The following is an 18,864-nucleotide window of genomic DNA, read 5'->3' as shown; positions in this document are numbered from 1 at the left end:
TCGGTTTGTCATTTGGCTAAAAACTCATCGAGCGTCGCAATCAACATGCCGATTTCAGGCTTCGTGATTTGTGCGTTCGCGCCGACGGCATCGCCTTTATGTTTCAAGTCGTCTGAGATGAGTGACGAGAAAATTACGATCGGCAACGCCGCGTAGCGGTCCATTTCGCGTAGTCGTCTCGTCAAATGCAATCCGTCCATTTGTGGCATCTCGATATCGGTGATGAGCAGATCGCATTCGACACCATCTTGCTCGAACGCATCAAGCGCTTCTTTCCCGTTGTTGAAGATTGTCGTGTTGAAGTAGCCTGCATCGTCGAGCGTGTCGATGATCAAGGTGCGGAGCATCTCCGAATCTTCTGCGATCCACACTTGTTTGTTCGAGCGTTCCCTTGCACCGAGTCGTTTGACGGATTCACGAGCCATGATGTCTTTTCGTGACAACTCGAGAGCGATGCGCTCATAGTCGAGAAGAATGATCATTTGGTCTCCTGTTTTGACGACGCCGTTCGTGATGCCTTGGACACCGCGGGCAAGATCTGACGGTGTGTCGATCTGTTCCCATGAGATGCGCTTGATCTCCGTCACTTGGTCGACCCGGAGCACTGATTTCTCGCCGTTAAACTCACAGACGATCAAGCGGTCCCCGTCTCCGGCTTCACGAGGATGACCGATGACCATCGGGAGATCGATGACCGTCATGACTTCGCCGCGCAATTCGATCAATCCCATGATCGCCTCAGGCGTTCCGGGTAACGGGGTAAGTGGAAGCATCGTGATGATCTCGCGAACCTTCATGACGTTAATCCCGAAAATAAACGGGCCTGACTGGAAAATGACGATTTCTAACTCGTTCGTACCTGCTTCAAGTAAAATATTATGATCCATGCTCAATGGTGGTCCCTCCTATATCGCGTTCTCTCTTCCTTTCTATCGGTCAAATCGACCAAAGTCTTCAGTTGAAAAGTGTCAAAGTCGGGTCAAAAATCACGAAAAGTCATTGAGTAACCGCTTACATTACACAAACTGAATCTTTATAGTTGTTCAACGGAATTGATTTTGCATACAATGAGGGTGGCAACGAGATATCACAGCTTACTCAGGAGGCAGATAGAGATTATGAGTATGAACACGTATCCATATTTAATTAACGGGCAATGGCAAGAATCAACAACAAATGAAACGATCGAACTCGTTTCACCTTATACAGAAGAAATCGTCGGACACGTCCAAGCGATGTCGCGCGACGAAGTCGACGAGGCGATTCACGGTGCCAAACGTGCACAACAAGAGTGGGCGGCGCTTCCGGTCAACAAGCGCGCCGAGCTGTTGTACGCATGGGCGGACAAACTCGAAGAGCGCGTCGATGAGATCGGTCAAATCATCATGCGCGAAGTTGGGAAGAACTTGAACGACGCGAAAAAAGAAGTCGTCCGCACAGCTGAGATTATTCGTTATACGGCTGAGGAAGGACTTCGTTTCACAGGTGGATTCATGCAAGGCGATTCGTTCCCGGGCGGATCAAAGAACAAAATGGCGATCATCAAAAAAGAGGCACTCGGTGTCGTTCTCGCGATCTCACCGTTCAACTATCCGGTCAACTTAGCCGCTGCTAAAATCGCCCCGGCCCTTATTACGGGGAACGCGGTCGTCTTCAAACCGGCGACGCAAGGTGCGATCAGTGGCGTCAAAATGGTCGAGGCACTGCAAGACGCCGGTCTTCCGAGCGGATTGTTGAACCTCGTGACGGGTCGCGGTTCGGTCATCGGCGACTACTTGACGTCGCACCCAGGTGTCGACATGATCACATTCACAGGCGGTACAGGAACCGGTCAACATTTGTCACAACAGGCATCGATGGTCCCGGTCGTCTTAGAGCTCGGCGGCAAAGACCCGGCGCTCGTCTTAGAAGACGCGGACATGACGCTTGCGGCGGATCAAATCGTCAGCGGTGCGTTCTCTTACTCGGGTCAGCGTTGCACAGCGATCAAACGCGTCTTCGTGCTCGAAGATCAAGCGGACGAACTCGTCGCCATGTTGAAACAGCGCGTCGAGAAACTCACGGTCGGTTCGCCGGTTGACAACAGCTTCATCGTCCCGCTCATCGACAAGAAGTCGGCTGACTATGTTCAAGGCTTGATCGACGACGCCGTCAACAAGCGTGCGACGGTCGTCCACGGCAACGAACGCGATGGCAACCTGCTCCACCCGACGCTGCTCGACCACGTCACGCGTGAGATGCGTGTCGCTTGGGAAGAACCGTTCGGACCTGTTCTTCCGATCATCCGTGTCAGCTCACTCGACGAGATGATCGAACTGACGAACGAGTCAGAGTTCGGTCTTCAAGCGAGCGTGTTCACGCAAAACGTGAACAGTGCGTTCACGGTCGCCGACAAGCTCGAAGTCGGTACGGTCCAAGTCAACGGTCGAACGGAACGCGGTCCTGACCACTTCCCGTTCATCGGTGTGAAACAATCAGGTCTCGGTGTCCAAGGGATTGGACGCAGTCTTGAAACGATGACACGTGATAAAGTGACCGTCATCAACTTATAAACGATTGGAGGGGAGACATCCCCTCCTTTTTTTGTGCCATTGAAATCCCTTCATTCTGACAGGTATAATGAATGAAGATAGGTGGAAGGGGTTGTGTGGACGTGGCGAACTGGATTTCAAGTCAACTGGCAAGACTCGATATTCCGACACCGTTTGAGGTCGGTAACGTGAACGTATACATCGTAGAGCATGGGGGCCGGTTTTTCATGGTCGACTGTGGGCCAGATACGGAAGAGGCATGGGCGTCCTTGAACGACGAATTGGCTGAACTCGAACTGACGCTCGCGGACATCGATTTTCTATTTTTAACGCACCATCATGCTGACCATGCCGGTCAAGCTTGGCGGCTGCGGGATGTCTCGATTCCAGTCTATGGTCACGAGAAGCTCGTTCGTTATTTGGAACAGACACCGAACTTTATTAAAAAAGGCAATCACTTCTTATATGAACTGGCTCATTGGTTTGGGGCACCGGAGTCGATCATCACCAAGTTGCCGGACTACCGGGAGGCGCTACGTTGGATCGGTCCGACGACCGTCACGATGACGTTCGAAGAAGGACAAGACGTGACGAGCGACGGGGCTTGGAAGACGATTCATCTACCGGGACACGCGAGCGATCAACTCGGACTGCTCGGGCCGGGCGGCGTCTTGATCGCCGGTGATCATTTGATCGATGCGGTCGAACCGAACCCGTTGATCGAACAACCGTATGAGGACGAAGGGTTTGCGTCACCGGTCTTACTTTATCTCGATTCGCTTAGAAAGTTACAGGCGCTTGATATTAAGCTTGTCGTGAGCGGACACGGCAATCCGATTCAGCATCCGCGGGTACTCATCGAATCAAGGATCAGTCAACGCTATGAACGGAGCGAGCAGCTGCTGAACGACTGGGCCGACGGCTTGAGTGTGTTCGATTGGTCGATGCGGCTGTACGGGCGGAAGATGCGCCGGGCGATGCCGCTTGTCTTCAGCGAAGTGTTCGCGCGGTTGACATTGCTCGAGGAACGCGGTCATGTCGTCAAGCAGTTAGCCGATGGCAAATGGATTTATGTGAGAGTGGAGGAAGCAATGGAATGAGACATATTGTGATCACAGGTGCGTCGAGCGGCTTTGGTGCCGCTTTGGCGCATTCTTTTTCGGCAGCGGGCTATAAGCTGACGTTAATTGCCAGAAACGAGACGCGCCTTCGAGAGCTCGGGACGAAACTATCTGCAGACTGGATGGTCACGGATGTTTTGACAAGTTATGAGACGCTCGTCGACGATGTCGTACAGAAATATGGACCGATCGACGGTTGGGTCAACAACGCCGGCGTCGGTGAGTTTGACCGGGTCGTTGATCAAACGACGGACGTCATCGAAGAGACGATGCGCTTGAACGCGATCGCACCGATGGTGATGTCGCGTGACTGTGGGCGCCGGATGAAGCGAGGCGGGACGATCATAAACGTCTGCTCGCAAGCTGCCAAAGTGCCGACCCCGAAGTCGGCCGTGTACGCCGGATCGAAAGCAGCGTTGCTCCAGTTTTCAAACGCGCTCCGGCTCGAGCTGAAGCCGGCAGGTGTCCACGTACTGACAGTCAATCCTGGTCCGATCAACACGCCGTTCTTTGACCGGGCTGACAAGACGGGTCGCTATGAACAGAGTGTGCGTCGTATCATGCTCGACCCAGATCAGTTGGCACAGCGGGTCGTCTCAGCGTTTGAACAGTCGAAACGCGAAGTCAACGCCCCGTGGTGGATGGACTTAGGCGGGAAACTGTACGCAATGTGTCCGATTTGGTTCGAACGGTTGGCAAAACGGGGATTTGACAAAAAGTAATAGAAAGAGGGGAAGCACAATGCGGAATTTACAACGATTAGGGCTGCTGTTTGCGCTTGTTTTCCTCAGCGCCTGCGGGACGACGGGAGCAGACCTGGCCCCGACGTTTGACGAGGCGGTTCAAGAGGCTGAGCAAACGACGGTCAACTTTTACTTGTGGGGCGGGGACGACGGCATCAACCGTTACATCGATGACTACGTCGCACCGCGCCTGAAAGAAACATACGATATCGAGTTGAATCGCGTCCCGATGGACACGGCCGAATTCATTCGCCAACTGTCACTCGATAAACGTTCGAACCGAGAGGCGGGCACGATCGACCTCATGTGGATCAATGGTGATAATTTTAGAAACGCGGCCGAGGCGGAGCTTCTACAAGGCGACCTGCTCGATAAAATCCCGAACGCAGCACTTTTGAACGAGACCGCGCAAGCGATCGACGCCGGGACGCCGACCGACGGACTCGAAGTGGCGTGGGGCAACGTTCAGTTCGTGCTGCACTATGATGCCGACAAAGTGACGAATCCTCCGGCAACGTTCGAAGAATTGCATCGTTGGACCGAAGCAAATCCGGGTCGTTTCACGTATCCTGAAGTGACAGACTTCACCGGTAACGCGTTCGTCCGCCATCTGCTCTATGCCGAGTACGGGGAAGCGATCCGGAGCGATCAAACGATCCCGGATGCATTTTGGGATGAACTCGCGACGTGGTCACCGAATCTGTGGAAACAAGGAGCGACGTATCCGAAGTCACTCGCTCAACTCGACCAACTTTATGCGAAAGGTGACGTGTGGATGACGATGGGATTCAATGAGCGTCGTGCTGAGGCCGAACGAAACGACGGCGTGTTTCCAGACGGGACGCGCGCGCTCGTCCTCGACCATTCAATCGCCTCGACGCATTTTCTCGCGGTCCCGTTCAACGCAAGCAATCCGAACGGTGCCATCGTCGTGATCAATGAATTGTTGTCACCGGAAGCCCAACTCGCCAAACAAGATGCGACGTATTGGGGTGACGGGACATCGCTCGATTTGACGAAGCTTGAACGAGCGGACCGGGAAGCCTTCCTCAAACTGGACACGGGCGTCACGTATCCAGACCCTGAACAACTTGCCGAACGTTCGATTGCCGACTTCGGGCCGAGCGTGATCGATCAAGTTCGTGAAGGATGGTCCCGTGTCGCGAGGTAGCGTCGGCTTGAGCGTCATCGTCTTATTGCTACCGCTCGCCGGTCTTGTATTTCTAGCCGGTGAGACCGCTTCGTTCGAATGGACGTCACTTTGGCGCGATGCGGCGTGGCGGGAAAGTTTAGCCGTCACGCTTTACGTGACGCTCGTCTCGACGACGATTTCGCTACTCATCGGGACGTGGTTGGCACGAACAGTCCGGATTCGAGAGGCGGTTTGGCTTTCAGCGCTGCTCAAATTGCCGATGTTCGTGCCGCATGTCGCAGGTGCGTATTTATTTTTGTTGTTGTTCTCGGGCGGTTTTCCGTTTTACGGGCTTGTGGAAGCGAACGAGCGCCATCACTTTGTCGTCATATTGACGTATGTGTGGAAAGAAGTGCCGTTCGTCTTTTTGATGATGCTCGGCACATACGGGCAACTGAATCGCGGCTATCTCGATATGGCGAAGACGCTCCAACTCACACGGTTCGAGCAGTTCAAAGTCGCGGAGTGGCCGTTTTTACTGAAGCCACTCTTGGACTCGTTTTGGATTTTAGTGGCGTTCATCTCGTTCGCTTACGAGGTACCGGCCCTGCTCGGGGTCACATTCCCGGAGCTGCTCGGGGTGCTCGCATACGAACGGCTGACGACAGGGTTGTTTTTAAACGCGAATGAATCCTACGCGGTCGCACTCGTTTGGACACTATTGATCTCAGTCGGGGCTTTTGTATCGTATCTCGTTACGGCCAAACGAAGACGCCGGATTGAAAAAGGGGTGAGGCGATGAGTCGGGTCCTTATCATCAGTTTCATCTTGTTCCCGTTTCTCGGCTTACTCTTCGGTTTGCCTTCTCCGATCCGATTGGATGAAGTGCTCATGAACACGGTGTTCTACGTCGTCAGTTTGGCCGTCATCAATGTCTGGCTCGGTCTCGGGACAGCGTGGTGGCTGATTTTTACAGAGTCGAGATGGCGGACACTCGTCGAGTGGCTCGTCTTTATCCCGTTGTTCATTCCGGTCATGGCGAGTATGTTCGGTATGTACATCGTGCTCGCGAACGTCGGGCTCGTCGGGACGTATGCCGGTGTCTTGCTCGTCTTGCTCGTCTCGACGCTCCCGTACTCGATCCGGCTCGCCTACAATGCGATGTATGTGATCGGACGCCCGCTCCTTGAGCAGACGATGACACTGCCGCCGCTGCCTCGATTTAGCATGGTGCTGTTTCCTTTGTTGGCGGCGACGATGCGGGCGATCGTCTTGTTCTCGACGGTCATCGTTCTCGGTCAGTTCGTGCTCGTGCAATTGATCGGTGCGGGGCTCATCCCGACCGTCACGACACAACTGTATCAATCGTATGCGGGAAATGACGTTTCATTGGCACTACAAAACACGTGGGTCCTCATCTTGTTGCCGGTCTTGTTGTATATCGGTCTCGGAGGATTGTTCCGCGTAGCGGTACGAATTATGAAGGAGCGGTTAAGATGAGTTTAGTCGTTACAGGAATACAAAAGAACTTCAAACAACGCGACGTATTGAACGGGGTCGACCTGATCGTTGACAAGAAAGAGATCCATGCGCTTGTCGGGGTGAGCGGGTCCGGGAAGTCGACGTTACTGCGGATTATCGCCGGACTTGAGACGGCAGACACGGGGACGGTGACGTGGGACGAAGAGCCGCTCCTCGGGACGCCTCCTCACAAGCGGCGCATCACGATGCTGTCACAATCACCGCTTCTGTTCCCGCATTTGTCGGTCGGGGAGAACGTGACGCTCGCGACTCAAAATCGGTCACGGGAGCAGGCAGAGGCGTGGCTTGCCCGTGTCCGCCTTCCGGGCCGATATGACGATGACATCCACGAACTTTCCGGAGGCGAGCAACAGCGTGTCAGTTTTGCCCGTGCCCTTGCGGCCGAGCCGCGGCTCATTTTGTTAGATGAGCCGTTCACGAATCTCGATCCGGATTTGAAATACGAGTTGCAGCGGCTGATCCGGGACCTCGTCCAACAACTCGAGTTGACGGCGTTGCTCGTGACCCACGACCGGGAAGAAGCGATGCTCGTCGCCGATCGGGTGACGTTGCTCGAAGACGGAGAAGTCCTGGCGACGGGGACACCAGGCGAACTTTACGAGACTGAGCCGGCGTTTGGAGACTTTATCGAGCTTTCAGGTTCGTCTTATCCGGCGACGATGATGGAAGTGACGAAACAAGCAGGCGAACCGGTCGTACTCGTCCGACAGTTGAATCGCTTCGGCAATCGGCTAGGCGAGTATCGCCTCGCGACCGGTACGTACGTCATTCTCCCCCGGGACGAATCGTTTCAGATCGGGGAGACCTACTATTTGCGGAAGAAAAAAGGAGTGGTTTGATGCTAGACACGTACGGAAGCCGCTGGGTTCGTCCCATCGTTGAACGAGGGGCCGATCGGCTTCTAAAATGGAATTTCACACCGAACGAAGTGACAATCCTTGGAGGGATCATCGGGATCTCGGTCGGGTTCTTTATTTATAATGACATGCTTTGGACAGCGGTCGCCCTGCTTTGGTTATCGGGTCTTCTCGATGTCATTGACGGGACGATGGCGCGCCGCTCTCGGAAGACGGGGTTTGGCACAGTGCTCGACCTCGTCTTCGATCGCATCGTCGAGATCTCGGTCGTCGTCGCGCTGGCGCTTCGTTATCCTGAGCACATGCCGGTCTTTCTCTTCTTGCTCGGATCCTTCGTCGTTGCGATGACGCTGTTTCTCGCCGTCGGAGCCAGCAGTTCAAAACGTTCTGAGAAATCATTTTATTATCAACCGGGTCTCCTTGAACGGACGGAGTGCTTCATCTTGTTCACGCTCATGATTTTGTTCCCGTCGTGGATCGGGGTCGTCGCGACGCTGTTCCTCATCCTTGAAGTGTTCACGATCAGCCAGCGCCTGTTGGAAGCACGGCGGATTTTACGATGAAGCCGCGGCTCGTCCTAGTCGGGCTCGGTCACGGGCAACTCGAAATTTTAGCGCGGATCGAACAGTTGCGTGAACGGTACGAGGTCAGTTATGTCGGACTTGAGGAAACGATTTATACCGGGGCGTTCCCCCAAGTGATCGCAAATGAGATGGCTTCGGCAGTCGTCAACTTGCGACCGGACGTCACACCGGTCGCGAGCAGACTCATCTCGCTCGACCCGGTCAAACGAATCATCGAGACCGATCGAGGTATGATCGCTTATGATCACCTCGTGCTCGCGACAGGTGCGAAGAGCCGAGGGATCGGAACGGGCTTGAAACCGATGACGGACGTAGCGATCGAACATATTCAAGCGAGCCGTGCGGTCACGATCGTCGGAGGGGGCAAAGCTGGCGTCGAGCTCGCTTTCGCTTGCGTGAGGTCGAAGCAACACGTCACGCTCTATGCGAAGCAGATTTTGCCCGACTTGCCGAACCGGGTCGGCCGTCATATTGCCCGTCGTCTCGTTGCAAGCGGGGTGACGCTGATCGCGCAACAGTATGAGGGTGGGGACGCGCCAGACGGTCTTGTCCTTGACGCGACTGGAGTCGTGCCGGTCGAGTGGTGGCACCGCTCAGGCCTTGCCGAGGAGGGGTCGTTTATTCCGACCGACGCTTATTTGCGTCACGCGACGTATCAAGATATTTACATCACCGGGGATATGGCAATGGGCTTGAACGGAGGCGTCGACGCGGTCCGATCGGGCCGTCACGTCGCGTCGGCGCTCCTCGGTGACCAAAAGCCATATAAACAGCGGACGTCGCTCAATATTTTATTGACGACTCCGGGACACGCCTTACTCACGTTTGGGCGCTTGACGTGGCACGGCCGGTGTTCGTATTGGATCAAGCGTCAAATCGACAGGCGCTACATGCAGAAATTCACGCACTAAAAAAGACGACCGCGGTCGTCTTTTGATTAGGCGTTCAACGTGTCGAGGAACGACCGAATTTGCATTTCCGTCTTCGCATGCGCCGAATGAAGGTGTTCTTGTTTGACGCCTTCTTTATAGAAGAGCAGTGACGGGATGCCACGGACTTCCTGCGTGTCAGACAGTTCAGGCAGTTCGTCGCGATCGACGACGTACCAGTTGAATTGCGGGTAGTCTTTGACGAGTTCGTCGACGTACATGTCGAGGCGGCGGCAGTCTGGGCACCAAGACGTCGTGAAGATGACCATTCCTTTATCTTGAATGGCAGTTTGGAATTGTTGTTCAGATTGTATTGGTTTCATGATTGATCACTCCTTTCTCTCATTGTCTGTGTCTTCGGTGCGCCCGTCAACCGATTGACATTCTCGGACTTACAAGAGATTGTGCTACACTTAAAAAAACTGAACTGCAAGGGAATGGTGATGGTTATGGCGTTACGTCATGCACTACTCGGGTTGTTGACCCATCAGCCTGCGACCGGCTACGCCTTGAACGCGACGTTCAAAGCGCAAATGATCCACTTTTGGCACGCCCATCATACACAGATTTATCGGGAACTGTTAAAGATGGAAGACGAGCACCTCGTTTCGTCAGAGCATGTGACCCAACATGATCTTCCCGATAAGAAGATCTATTCGATCACAGCGGCGGGACGTCAAGAGTTGATTGACTGGCTCAGACAACCGACGTCGTTTCAGCCGAAGATGAAAGATGAGAACCTGTTGCGCGTCAGCCTGCTGCAACTGCTCCCGCTCGACGAGGCGATCCGTTACGTCGAGGAGACGAAAACGCATCATGAACAAGTCGCACATCAAATTCGTGCGTTCCAAGCAGCCCATCAATCGGAAGCGGACACGCTCGGGTACTTATTGACGAGTGAATATGCGATCCGCATGATGGAAAACTATGCCGATTGGGCCGATTGGGCGATCGAACAAATGAAACAGCGCGGTACACATACGACCTGACGTTCAGGTCGTATGTTTTGTATACGGATGAATCGGCAGACGAGCCAGCAGTTTATCGAGTGCACGCTCATTGATGTCACCATGATATGCGTCAATCGTCTGCTGCAACTGCTCGACAGAAGAAGCGCCAGGCAAGACGACGGCACACGTCCGTTTCGCAGCAGCGAGCGCATACGCTTGAATCGGGTGTGGCAACGTCGACAGGAGGTTGCGTAACTCGGGTTCGCTCCAAGACTCGAAGCCCTTAGCGCTCAAGCGATCGGACCATTCATCGGTCAACAACCCTTTAGCGAGCGGTCCCCGACCGACGAGCGGAACGTCTTGCCCGAGCGATTCGATTCGGCGGTCGAGCAGTGAGTACGGTGTCATCAAGACATCGAGCCCCCCGTGCTCAAGCCAGTAGCGGATCACGTTCGGACGAATCGAGGAGAGCCCGATTTGACGGATGACCCCGGCCTGCTTTTGTCGGCGCATGAAATCGATCGTCGCGTCAAGGTCGTCTTCCATCGTTCCACCATGTACGTAATACAAGTCTAAGTAATCCGTCTGTAGTCGTTCGAGAGAACCGTGAAGCGCCTGTTCTAAATAAGAAGGGGCTGGGTTCCAGCGCATTCCGTCTTCGGTCCATTCATTTCCACCTTTGCTCGTCAAAAACAAGTCGTCCCGCCGACCGGCGAACGTCTCACCGACGAGCCGTTCGACATCGTGACGGTCATAGACGTCAGCCGTGTCAAAATGACGGATCCCTGACGCATAAGCCGCTTCGAGAATCCGTCGGCCCTCATCGTCTCCTTGTTTTAAAATCGACATCGTTCCTAGTCCAAGTTCTGCCATCGATAATTCCTCCTTGTTCCGTCCATTGATTTGACTCATAATTACAGTATATAAGAAAACGTGAGGAGTACATAACCATGGAAGAGAAAACGATTGAACGGGAAGTCATCTATCAAGGGAAGATTTTCGATGTCGAGAAGCATGTCGTCGCGCTCCCGAACGGAGGAACGTCGGTCCGAGAGCTTGTGTATCATAATGGGGCCGTCGCGGTATTATTGATCGATGAGGACGACAAGATCGTTCTCGTCGAGCAATACCGGAAAGCGTTCGAATCGATGTCACTCGAGATTCCGGCCGGTAAACTCGAGGTCGGAGAAGAGCCGCTCGCGAGCGCGAAGCGTGAACTTGAGGAAGAGACCGGTTATAAAGCTGAGTCGCTTGAAAAGATATTCTCGTTTTACGGTGCACCCGGATTTTGCAGCGAACGCGTCGACGTGTTCGTCGCCAAAGGGTTGACGGCGGGAGCGATGAACCTAGACGAGGATGAATTTTTACAAGTCGAGCGTTACACGTTCGAAGAAGCGAGCGAACTTTTAGCGAGCGGGCGGATCACCGATGCCAAGACGATTATGGCGATTCAGTGGTGGCAATTGTCTAAATTGAAATAATTCTAATCTGAAGTAGGTTGTGATAAACTTACATAGTAATAATTTTAATTTGAAAAAACGACGGAATTTCGGTATGCTTTGAATAGTGAATTATGTAAAGAGGGGGCGCCTTATGGAAACGCGAATTGAACGGATCAAACAGCAATTGAGCGCCAAAGGATATAAATTGACACCGCAACGAGAATCAACGGTCCGTATCTTGCTTGAGAACGAGACGGACCATCTAAGTGCAGAGAACGTGTTCATGCTCGTCAAGAGTATCGCACCCGAAATCGGTCTCGCGACCGTGTACCGGACACTCGAACTGTTGACCGAGCTCGGCGTCGTCGACAAAGTCAACTTCGGTGACGGTGTCGCCCGGTTCGACCTCAGACCAGAAGGGGCGAACCATTCGCACCATCACCTCGTCTGTGTCGAGTGTGGATCAGTCGAAGAGATTATGGAAGACCTGCTCGTCGACGTCGAGAAGAAAGTCGAGAGCAAGTATGAATTTTTAATCAAAGACCATCGTTTGACGTTCCATGGCATCTGTAAAGTGTGCCAAGCGAAAGGCGTCACGCTCGAAGGGCATAAAGCCGTCATTAACGGTTAACGAAACAAAGGAGGACAAGCCGAGCGGCTTGTCCTCCTTTCTGTTCATCATGCCGTCAAATCGTCAGTTCGATTTTGTTTCGTTCTGGATCGTGGACGACGCTCTCATAATAGCCGTCCCCGGTCAGGCGCGGTCCATCGACGAGTTCATAGCCATCAGCCTGCAAGCGCGCCGTCAATTCGTCGACGGCCTCGGCGCTGCCTAGCGCGAACGCCACATGCGCCCAGCCGAGTGTCGGCATCGCTTCGCTTTGGATGTCGGATCGGCACATTAGCTCAAGTCGGCACGCTGATTCCGGAAACGTTAAAAAATACGATGTGAACTGTTTGTGCCGATTCGTGTATTTGTCGTTGGCGCTGGCACCAAAATACGTCTCATAAAAGTGGCGCATCCGTTCGAGGTCGTGGACCCATACGGCAACGTGTTCGATGTTCATCGTCATCACTCCTTTTCAACTACGTTCATCTTACCAGTGATGCAGCGGGATTGTCAGTCGATTTCCTGGAGAAAACGGGCGTGGAATCGATGACAAAAAACTGTCAAAAAAACTTACAAAAAAATGAGGTCAGACGTCTTCACAACGGTTTACATAAGTGATATGATGTAAGCGTATTCAGGTGTAGCGAGGAAGGAGGGGGATGTCATGCGTTCGCAAGTCGAGTCGTTTTTACAATATATGACGGTTGAGAAAAGAATGTCCACCAACACGAGACAAGCCTATGCGAGCGATTTGACCCAGTACTTATCGACACTAACCCAACTTGGGGTGACCGAGTGGAATGAAGTCACGCGCTCACATATCGTCAAGCATTTAGAGGAACTGTCGCAAGCGGGTCGGGCCGCCTCGTCACTGCGACGAGCCGTCAGTTCGATTCGCACGTTTCATCACCATCTGAAGATGAGCGGCGGCGCCTCGACCGATCCGGCACTTTATTTAGAGACGCCGAAAGCGGAGCGGCATCTGCCGGACACGTGGTCGCAAGACGAAGTCGAGCGGTTGCTCGATAGCGTCCCGACGAACGATCCGCTCGCGCTTCGGGATCGTGCCATGCTCGAACTGCTCTACGGGACAGGCATGCGCGTCAGCGAACTTCTCGGTCTTGATTTGGATGATTTACAGTTTGAACTGGGGTATTTACAGTGTGAAGGCAAAGGCGAGAGCGCCCGGATCATTCCGGTGTCGTCGGTCGCCCAAAATTTTGTCGAACGTTACATCCAGCAAGCGCGAAACGGCCTCGGTGGTCGGGAGACCGAGGCGTTGTTCTTGAACGGACGTGGCGGTCGGCTTAGCCGCCAAGGCTTTTGGAAGATCATTAAGCGACGGGCGAAAGACGCCGGTATCCCGAAAGAGATCACACCGCACGTGCTGCGTCACTCGTTCGCGACGCACTTGCTCGAGAATGGTGCCGATCTGCGCGCCATCCAGCAAATGCTCGGCCATGCCGATCTCTCCACTACTCAAATCTACACACATGTCAACAAGGCGCGGCTCCACGATGTGTACCGTAAGCATCACCCGCGGGCCTAGACACTTAAAGGAGGAACTTTTGTGAAGAAATTTAAACGTATATTCTTAGTCGTCATGGACTCAGTCGGGATCGGGGAAGCCCCAGATGCCGACCAGTTCGGAGACGTCGGTTCAGACACGTTAGGTCACATCGCTCGTGCGCATGGCGGCTTGAACATGCCGAACATGGGCAAGCTTGGGTTAGCGAACATTAAACCGATCGAAGGCATCGAACCGTCAAGCGCGCCGAGCGCGTTCGGCCGGATGGAAGAAATTTCGGCCGGGAAAGATACGATGACTGGTCATTGGGAAATCATGGGTCTCCACATCGATACGCCGTTCCGTGTGTTCGAGGAATTCCCGGACGATTTGATCAACCGGCTTAAAGAGTTCAGTGGACGCGACATCATCGGCAACAAGCCGGCGTCAGGAACGGAAATTTTAGACGAGCTCGGTGAAGAGCATGTCGCGACAGGTGCGTTGATCGTCTATACGTCGGCCGACTCGGTGCTTCAAATCGCGGCCCACGAAGAAGTCGTCCCGCTCGAAGAACTGTACCGCATCTGCGAATACGCGCGCGACATTACGCGCGAAGATCCGTACATGCTCGGACGGATCATCGCCCGGCCGTTCCTCGGAACGCCTGGTGCTTGGGTCCGGACGTCAAACCGTCACGACTATGCGCTCAAACCGTTCGGCAAGACGGTCATGAACACGCTCGAAACAGCTGGTAAAGACGTGATTGCCCTCGGGAAGATCAGTGATATCTATGACGGAGAAGGCGTGACGAAAGCGGTCCGTACGAAGTCAAATATGGACGGAATGGACAAACTCGTCGCTTCGCTTGATGAGGAGTTCGAAGGGCTCTGCTTCTTGAACCTCGTCGACTTTGACGCATTGTTCGGCCATCGCCGGGATCCGGAAGGATATGCGGTCGCGCTCGAAGAGTATGACGCCCGTCTTCCTGAAGTGTTTGCTCGCTTGCGTGAAGACGACTTGCTGATCATCACGGCCGACCACGGTAACGATCCGACGGCACCAGGGACGGACCATACGCGGGAATATGTCCCGCTCATCGTCCATCACCACGGTTCGACTGCGGTCGACCTCGGCGTTCGCGCTACGTTCGCAGATATCGGCGCCACGGTGGCGGATAACTTTGACGTCGACGCACCAGCAATCGGAAACAGTTTCTTAAACGAAATTTGAGGAGGCACTACACATGGTAAATTGGAACGAAACAAAAGCATTTTTACAGGAACGCATGAACGGAACGCCAGAAATCGGACTCATTCTCGGATCGGGTCTTGGCGTGCTCGCCGACGAGATCGAGAATCCGGTCGCGATTCCTTACGAAGATATTCCGCACTTCCCGGTCTCGACAGTCGAAGGCCATGCCGGACAGCTCGTCTTTGGTGACCTTGAAGGGAAACGTGTCGTTGCGATGCAAGGACGGTTCCATTTCTATGAAGGATATTCGATGGAACAAGTCACGTTCCCAGTCCGTGTCCTCAAATTGATCGGTGTCGAGACGCTCATCGTCACGAACGCCGCTGGTGCTTGCAACGAGGCGTTCAACCCGGGCGACTTGATGATCATCACGGACCATATCAATTTCTTCGGCACGAGCCCGCTCATCGGCAAGAACGCGAGCGACTTCGGGACACGCTTCCCGGACATGTCAGAGGCGTATGACAAACAACTCGTCGCGTTGACAGAGCGGGTCGCGTCAGACCTCGGTCTCAAGATTCAAAAAGGCGTTTACTTCGGGAACACCGGTCCGACATACGAGACACCGGCTGAAGTCAAGATGGCCCGTCTGCTCGGCGGCGACGTCGTCGGCATGTCGACCGTACCAGAAGTCATCGTGGCTCGTCACTCAGACATGCGTGTCCTCGGAATTTCGTGCGTCTCGAACATGGCCGCAGGTATCCTTGACCAACCGCTCAACCACGAAGAAGTCATCGAGACGACAGAGCGCGTCCGCCAAGACTTCCTTTCACTCGTACGTGGCACGATTAAAAGCATGTGACTAAAACAATTCTAGGAGGACAAAACTTATGCGTATGGTCGACTTGATTTTGAAAAAACGTAACGGTGGAGAATTAAACGAACAGGAGATCCGCTACGTCGTGGAAGGCTTCACGAATGAGACGATTCCAGACTATCAAATGTCTGCTTTGTCGATGGCGATTTATTTCAACGGCATGACCGAGAAAGAGACGGCGGCGTTGACGATGGAAATGGTCAAGTCAGGTGACGTCATCGACCTTTCTAAAATTAAAGGGAAAAAAGTCGATAAGCACTCAACAGGTGGCGTCGGCGACAAGATCAGTTTGATCGTCGCCCCACTCGTCGCCTCGATCGGTATCCCGGTCGCTAAAATGAGCGGGCGCGGGCTCGGTCATACAGGTGGGACGATCGACAAGCTCGAATCATTCCCAGGGTTCAACGTCGAGCTGACGGAAGCGCAGTTCACGAAGCAAGTGAACGACATCAAGATGTCGATCATCGGGCAGACGGGCAACTTGACGCCGGCCGACAAACGTCTTTACGCGCTCCGCGACGTGACGGCGACGGTCGAGTCGATCCCGCTCATCGCGAGCTCGATCATGTCGAAGAAGATCGCTGCCGGTGCCGACAGCATCGTCCTCGACGTCAAGACAGGCTCTGGTGCGTTCATGAAGTCGTTCGACGACGCGAAAGCACTCGCTGAAGAGATGGTCGCCATCGGGAAGAACGTCGGTCGCAAGACGATCGCCGTCATCACCGATATGGACCAACCGCTCGGCTTTGAGATCGGGAACGCGAACGAAGTGAAAGAGGCGATTGAAGTATTGTCTGGGAAAGACGTCAAAGACTTGAAAACGATCGCACTCACGATCGCCGGTCATATGGCCGTCCTCGGTGAATTTTATAAGACGTTTGACGAAGCATACGCCGATCTTGAACGCCGGATGGCCGACGGTCACGCGCTTGAAGTGTTCCGTCAGTTCGTCGCGGCACAAGGTGGGGACGCCTCACTCGTCGATGATGTGACTAAATTCCCGCAAGCGAAATTTGAGACGACGTTCGTCGCGAAGACAGCCGGTTACGTCGAATCGATCATCGCGGACGAGGTCGGTGTCGCAGCGATGCTCCTCGGAGCGGGACGGGCAACGAAGGACGACTTGATCGACTTCGCGGCCGGTATCACGCTCGAGAAGAAAGTCGGCGACAAAGTCGAGGCGGGTGACGTCATCGCGGTCCTTCGTTCAAACATCGAAGACATGTCTTCGGCACTTGAACGCATGGATCATGCTTACACGATCGGCGCCACTCAACCAGAGGCACGTCCGCTCGTCCACGCGGTCATCCAGTAAGTCAGAACGTCTGTTTCCACAAAACAGTGGAGGCAGACGTCTTTTTTTGATAAGATGGGTAATGTGAGTGATTATTGACTATATGAACATAAAAGGGGTATTTCCATATGAAAAAAGGATCAATGAAATTAGAGAACGGTGAAATGATTGAATTTGATTTATTCCATGACGCAGCACCGATCACGGTCGACAACTTCGAAGAGCTCGCGAACCGCGGCTTCTACGACGGATTGACGTTCCACCGTGTCATCCCAGGCTTCGTCAGTCAAGGCGGATGCCCGGACGGAACAGGTATGGGCGGTTCAGGTAAAACGATTCCTTGTGAGACGTCGACTTCGTTCCCGTACAAACATGAAGCCGGCTCGCTTTCGATGGCACACGCCGGGCGCAACACGGGCTCATCACAATTCTTCATCGTCCATGCGCCACAACCGCACCTTGATGGGGTTCATACTGTGTTCGGTAAAGTGACGTCAGGTCTTGAGCATGCGGTCAAACTTCGCCAAGGCACGAAGATGGCTGAAGTCAAAGTTTGGGATGAGAATTGATTTCTGCCTAAACGTTATGGCACAATGAGCTATGTCTCTCACGTGTTCACTTCGTGAAACATGTCTGACTAAAGGTGGTGAGACCAGCCATGCTGGTGAAGTATAAACAATCGCACGAGAAGACGGCAATGGGGCTGCTCGCATTTGCATGTAGCGACAAGTCTCCGCTCGCCCTTCTCGAACTCGTACGGTCTTACGAGGAAGACGCTTCGAAGTTCCTCTACTTGTGGAAAGTCGAAGAAGACTTCGTCGGGATCATCGGGATGGAACAGCTTGAGACGACGATGTGCATCCATCATATCGCCTTGTCGCCTTCGTTCCGTGGCGAGAAACGTTCATATGAACTGCTCGATGAGACACGGAACTTGTTACCGTTCGACTTGACACTTGTCGGTCACGGGAAGACGAGCGACTTGCTCGATAAATGGAATCAAGTCTCGATATAAAAAGCTAGGCTCAGCGCCTAGCTTTTTGTCGTTGTTCTAGCGCGAGCAGACGCTCTTTAACGACGGGCGTCCGGTCACGGTGGATATGTTTATGGACGAGCTCGTCGAAAGTCAGGGAGGTCGGCTCGAACGTGGGTTTCAACCGGTCGATTTGTCGGCGTGTCGGCTCGTCTAGCGGGAGTGTGTCCGGGAGCGGCCAACGTTCCAAGTCACGTGTGAACGCCTCCATGTCGATGCCGAGCGGTTCAAGGGCGCTTGCGGCCAAAGGAAGCTTTTGCTTCAACGCAGCGACGCTCTTGACGGCCCCGGCCGTGTTGCCCCGACGGAAGTGATAGTGGGCGACGGCGTACTGGATCAAGACGGCATAGCCGAGATGTTCGCGGTTCCCATCCTGCCACGCCTCTTCGAGCACCTCGTGGCACTCGAAATAATCGGCATGACATTCAAACAGCAACGTATACTGATAAAAAGGGGTAAGCATCAATTTTCTCCTTTCGTGGTCACTGTACTACAAAACATGTTATACTAAAGCGCAAAAA

The 18,864-nt window shown here is 53.8% G+C and carries 23 protein-coding genes; 18 read left to right on the top strand and 5 right to left on the bottom strand.

Features of this window, described 5'->3' with window-relative positions; translation table 11 throughout:
- Positions 1-8 precede the first annotated feature (8 nt).
- Positions 9-887 (bottom strand): chemotaxis protein CheV, encoded by an 879-nt coding sequence (locus EVJ26_RS07540; protein WP_131458499.1) that lies wholly within the window; start codon positions 885-887, stop codon positions 9-11.
- 228 nt (positions 888-1,115) lie between these two features.
- Between EVJ26_RS07540 and EVJ26_RS07535 the strand changes: the two genes are divergently transcribed.
- The 9 genes from EVJ26_RS07535 (at position 1,116) to EVJ26_RS07495 (ending at position 9,421) form a co-directional block, all read left to right on the top strand.
- Complete coding sequence (locus EVJ26_RS07535) at positions 1,116-2,552, top strand: NADP-dependent glyceraldehyde-3-phosphate dehydrogenase (RefSeq protein ID WP_131458497.1); 1,437 nt, start codon at positions 1,116-1,118, stop codon at positions 2,550-2,552.
- A 101-nt stretch (positions 2,553-2,653) separates the two neighbouring features.
- Entirely contained in the window at positions 2,654-3,631 is a 978-nt protein-coding gene (locus tag EVJ26_RS07530) for an MBL fold metallo-hydrolase (protein ID WP_236634052.1), read from the top strand.
- Entirely contained in the window at positions 3,628-4,374 is a 747-nt protein-coding gene (locus EVJ26_RS07525) for an SDR family NAD(P)-dependent oxidoreductase (protein ID WP_071397674.1), read from the top strand. The genes EVJ26_RS07530 and EVJ26_RS07525 overlap by 4 nt, the downstream gene beginning before the upstream one ends.
- Before the next feature lie 19 nt (positions 4,375-4,393).
- Positions 4,394-5,566: an ABC transporter substrate-binding protein gene (locus EVJ26_RS07520; protein WP_131470188.1), complete on the top strand. Its 1,173-nt coding sequence runs from the start codon at positions 4,394-4,396 to the stop codon at positions 5,564-5,566.
- Positions 5,553-6,329, top strand: a complete 777-nt coding sequence (locus tag EVJ26_RS07515; RefSeq protein ID WP_131470187.1) for an ABC transporter permease — start codon at positions 5,553-5,555, stop codon at positions 6,327-6,329. Before EVJ26_RS07520 ends, EVJ26_RS07515 begins: the two co-directional genes overlap by 14 nt.
- A complete protein-coding gene (locus EVJ26_RS07510; RefSeq protein ID WP_131467893.1) occupies positions 6,326-7,027 on the top strand; it encodes an ABC transporter permease family protein in 702 nt (233 codons plus the stop codon). Before EVJ26_RS07515 ends, EVJ26_RS07510 begins: the two co-directional genes overlap by 4 nt.
- The gene (locus EVJ26_RS07505; protein ID WP_131470186.1) at positions 7,024-7,908 is read left to right on the top strand and encodes an ABC transporter ATP-binding protein; all 885 of its coding nucleotides are present in this window, start codon (positions 7,024-7,026) and stop codon (positions 7,906-7,908) included. Before EVJ26_RS07510 ends, EVJ26_RS07505 begins: the two co-directional genes overlap by 4 nt.
- Positions 7,908-8,489: a CDP-alcohol phosphatidyltransferase family protein gene (locus tag EVJ26_RS07500; RefSeq protein ID WP_070327104.1), complete on the top strand. Its 582-nt coding sequence runs from the start codon at positions 7,908-7,910 to the stop codon at positions 8,487-8,489. The genes EVJ26_RS07505 and EVJ26_RS07500 overlap by 1 nt, the downstream gene beginning before the upstream one ends.
- The gene (locus EVJ26_RS07495; RefSeq protein ID WP_131470185.1) at positions 8,486-9,421 is read left to right on the top strand and encodes an NAD(P)/FAD-dependent oxidoreductase; all 936 of its coding nucleotides are present in this window, start codon (positions 8,486-8,488) and stop codon (positions 9,419-9,421) included. Before EVJ26_RS07500 ends, EVJ26_RS07495 begins: the two co-directional genes overlap by 4 nt.
- 26 nt (positions 9,422-9,447) lie before the next feature.
- Here the strand turns inward: EVJ26_RS07495 and EVJ26_RS07490 are convergent, their stop codons facing one another.
- Entirely contained in the window at positions 9,448-9,762 is a 315-nt protein-coding gene (locus EVJ26_RS07490) for a thioredoxin family protein (RefSeq protein ID WP_071397668.1), read from the bottom strand.
- A 126-nt stretch (positions 9,763-9,888) separates the two neighbouring features.
- On the opposite strand from EVJ26_RS07490, the gene EVJ26_RS07485 reads away from it, so the two are divergent.
- On the top strand, positions 9,889-10,428 hold the full coding sequence (locus EVJ26_RS07485; protein ID WP_131458442.1) for a PadR family transcriptional regulator: 540 nt from the start codon (positions 9,889-9,891) through the stop codon (positions 10,426-10,428).
- A 3-nt stretch (positions 10,429-10,431) separates the two neighbouring features.
- On the opposite strand, the gene EVJ26_RS07480 is transcribed toward EVJ26_RS07485, so the two are convergent.
- Positions 10,432-11,262: an aldo/keto reductase gene (locus EVJ26_RS07480; RefSeq protein WP_236635527.1), complete on the bottom strand. Its 831-nt coding sequence runs from the start codon at positions 11,260-11,262 to the stop codon at positions 10,432-10,434.
- Between the two features lie 77 nt (positions 11,263-11,339).
- Between EVJ26_RS07480 and EVJ26_RS07475 the strand changes: the two genes are divergently transcribed.
- Positions 11,340-11,870, top strand: coding sequence for an NUDIX domain-containing protein (locus tag EVJ26_RS07475; protein ID WP_131458438.1), 531 nt, complete (start codon positions 11,340-11,342; stop codon positions 11,868-11,870).
- 112 nt (positions 11,871-11,982) lie between these two features.
- Positions 11,983-12,462: a ferric iron uptake transcriptional regulator gene (fur, locus tag EVJ26_RS07470; RefSeq protein ID WP_016509373.1), complete on the top strand. Its 480-nt coding sequence runs from the start codon at positions 11,983-11,985 to the stop codon at positions 12,460-12,462.
- Positions 12,463-12,517: 55 nt separating this feature from the next.
- Here the strand turns inward: fur and EVJ26_RS07465 are convergent, their stop codons facing one another.
- On the bottom strand, positions 12,518-12,898 hold the full coding sequence (locus tag EVJ26_RS07465; RefSeq protein WP_131458436.1) for a VOC family protein: 381 nt from the start codon (positions 12,896-12,898) through the stop codon (positions 12,518-12,520).
- Positions 12,899-13,105: 207 nt separating this feature from the next.
- On the opposite strand from EVJ26_RS07465, the gene xerD reads away from it, so the two are divergent.
- The 6 genes from xerD to EVJ26_RS07435 all read left to right on the top strand — a co-directional run bounded on the left by xerD (position 13,106) and on the right by EVJ26_RS07435 (position 18,325).
- Entirely contained in the window at positions 13,106-13,990 is an 885-nt protein-coding gene (gene xerD / locus EVJ26_RS07460) for a site-specific tyrosine recombinase XerD (RefSeq protein ID WP_016509359.1), read from the top strand.
- A 21-nt stretch (positions 13,991-14,011) separates the two neighbouring features.
- Positions 14,012-15,178, top strand: a complete 1,167-nt coding sequence (gene deoB / locus EVJ26_RS07455; RefSeq protein WP_131467899.1) for a phosphopentomutase — start codon at positions 14,012-14,014, stop codon at positions 15,176-15,178.
- A 13-nt stretch (positions 15,179-15,191) separates the two neighbouring features.
- The gene (locus tag EVJ26_RS07450; protein ID WP_131458432.1) at positions 15,192-16,001 is read left to right on the top strand and encodes a purine-nucleoside phosphorylase; all 810 of its coding nucleotides are present in this window, start codon (positions 15,192-15,194) and stop codon (positions 15,999-16,001) included.
- 28 nt (positions 16,002-16,029) lie between these two features.
- Positions 16,030-17,331: a pyrimidine-nucleoside phosphorylase gene (locus tag EVJ26_RS07445; protein ID WP_131439774.1), complete on the top strand. Its 1,302-nt coding sequence runs from the start codon at positions 16,030-16,032 to the stop codon at positions 17,329-17,331.
- A gap of 107 nt (positions 17,332-17,438) precedes the next feature.
- Positions 17,439-17,879: a peptidylprolyl isomerase gene (locus EVJ26_RS07440; protein WP_035386247.1), complete on the top strand. Its 441-nt coding sequence runs from the start codon at positions 17,439-17,441 to the stop codon at positions 17,877-17,879.
- Between the two features lie 89 nt (positions 17,880-17,968).
- Positions 17,969-18,325 (top strand): GCN5 family acetyltransferase, encoded by a 357-nt coding sequence (locus tag EVJ26_RS07435; protein ID WP_131458428.1) that lies wholly within the window; start codon positions 17,969-17,971, stop codon positions 18,323-18,325.
- Positions 18,326-18,335: 10 nt separating this feature from the next.
- On the opposite strand, the gene EVJ26_RS07430 is transcribed toward EVJ26_RS07435, so the two are convergent.
- Positions 18,336-18,806, bottom strand: a complete 471-nt coding sequence (locus EVJ26_RS07430) for a DUF309 domain-containing protein (protein ID WP_131458426.1) — start codon at positions 18,804-18,806, stop codon at positions 18,336-18,338.
- Positions 18,807-18,864: the final 58 nt, after the last annotated feature.

The organism is Exiguobacterium sp. SH3S1, assembly GCF_004337105.1.
Taxonomy (GTDB): Bacteria; Bacillota; Bacilli; order Exiguobacteriales; family Exiguobacteriaceae; genus Exiguobacterium; species Exiguobacterium aurantiacum_A.
The sequence above is the reverse complement of the archived record's forward strand: the minus strand, read 5'-3'. Positions and strand labels throughout refer to the sequence as shown.

Excerpts from the sequence above, each read along its gene's own strand:
- EVJ26_RS07525 (WP_071397674.1), top strand. The coding sequence starts at position 3,628 with ATGAGACATATTGTGATCACAGGTGCGTCGAGCGGCTTTGGTGCCGCT.
- EVJ26_RS07510 (WP_131467893.1), top strand. The coding sequence starts at position 6,326 with ATGAGTCGGGTCCTTATCATCAGTTTCATCTTGTTCCCGTTTCTCGGC.
- EVJ26_RS07500 (WP_070327104.1), top strand. The coding sequence starts at position 7,908 with ATGCTAGACACGTACGGAAGCCGCTGGGTTCGTCCCATCGTTGAACGA.
- EVJ26_RS07520 (WP_131470188.1), top strand. The coding sequence starts at position 4,394 with ATGCGGAATTTACAACGATTAGGGCTGCTGTTTGCGCTTGTTTTCCTC.
- EVJ26_RS07440 (WP_035386247.1), top strand. The coding sequence starts at position 17,439 with ATGAAAAAAGGATCAATGAAATTAGAGAACGGTGAAATGATTGAATTT.
- EVJ26_RS07485 (WP_131458442.1), top strand. The coding sequence starts at position 9,889 with ATGGCGTTACGTCATGCACTACTCGGGTTGTTGACCCATCAGCCTGCG.
- EVJ26_RS07540 (WP_131458499.1), bottom strand. The coding sequence starts at position 887 with ATGGATCATAATATTTTACTTGAAGCAGGTACGAACGAGTTAGAAATC.
- EVJ26_RS07430 (WP_131458426.1), bottom strand. The coding sequence starts at position 18,806 with ATGCTTACCCCTTTTTATCAGTATACGTTGCTGTTTGAATGTCATGCC.
- EVJ26_RS07475 (WP_131458438.1), top strand. The coding sequence starts at position 11,340 with ATGGAAGAGAAAACGATTGAACGGGAAGTCATCTATCAAGGGAAGATT.
- EVJ26_RS07495 (WP_131470185.1), top strand. The coding sequence starts at position 8,486 with ATGAAGCCGCGGCTCGTCCTAGTCGGGCTCGGTCACGGGCAACTCGAA.
- fur (WP_016509373.1), top strand. The coding sequence starts at position 11,983 with ATGGAAACGCGAATTGAACGGATCAAACAGCAATTGAGCGCCAAAGGA.
- EVJ26_RS07490 (WP_071397668.1), bottom strand. The coding sequence starts at position 9,762 with ATGAAACCAATACAATCTGAACAACAATTCCAAACTGCCATTCAAGAT.
- EVJ26_RS07435 (WP_131458428.1), top strand. The coding sequence starts at position 17,969 with ATGCTGGTGAAGTATAAACAATCGCACGAGAAGACGGCAATGGGGCTG.
- EVJ26_RS07445 (WP_131439774.1), top strand. The coding sequence starts at position 16,030 with ATGCGTATGGTCGACTTGATTTTGAAAAAACGTAACGGTGGAGAATTA.
- xerD (WP_016509359.1), top strand. The coding sequence starts at position 13,106 with ATGCGTTCGCAAGTCGAGTCGTTTTTACAATATATGACGGTTGAGAAA.
- EVJ26_RS07505 (WP_131470186.1), top strand. The coding sequence starts at position 7,024 with ATGAGTTTAGTCGTTACAGGAATACAAAAGAACTTCAAACAACGCGAC.
- EVJ26_RS07465 (WP_131458436.1), bottom strand. The coding sequence starts at position 12,898 with ATGAACATCGAACACGTTGCCGTATGGGTCCACGACCTCGAACGGATG.
- EVJ26_RS07480 (WP_236635527.1), bottom strand. The coding sequence starts at position 11,262 with ATGGCAGAACTTGGACTAGGAACGATGTCGATTTTAAAACAAGGAGAC.
- EVJ26_RS07450 (WP_131458432.1), top strand. The coding sequence starts at position 15,192 with ATGGTAAATTGGAACGAAACAAAAGCATTTTTACAGGAACGCATGAAC.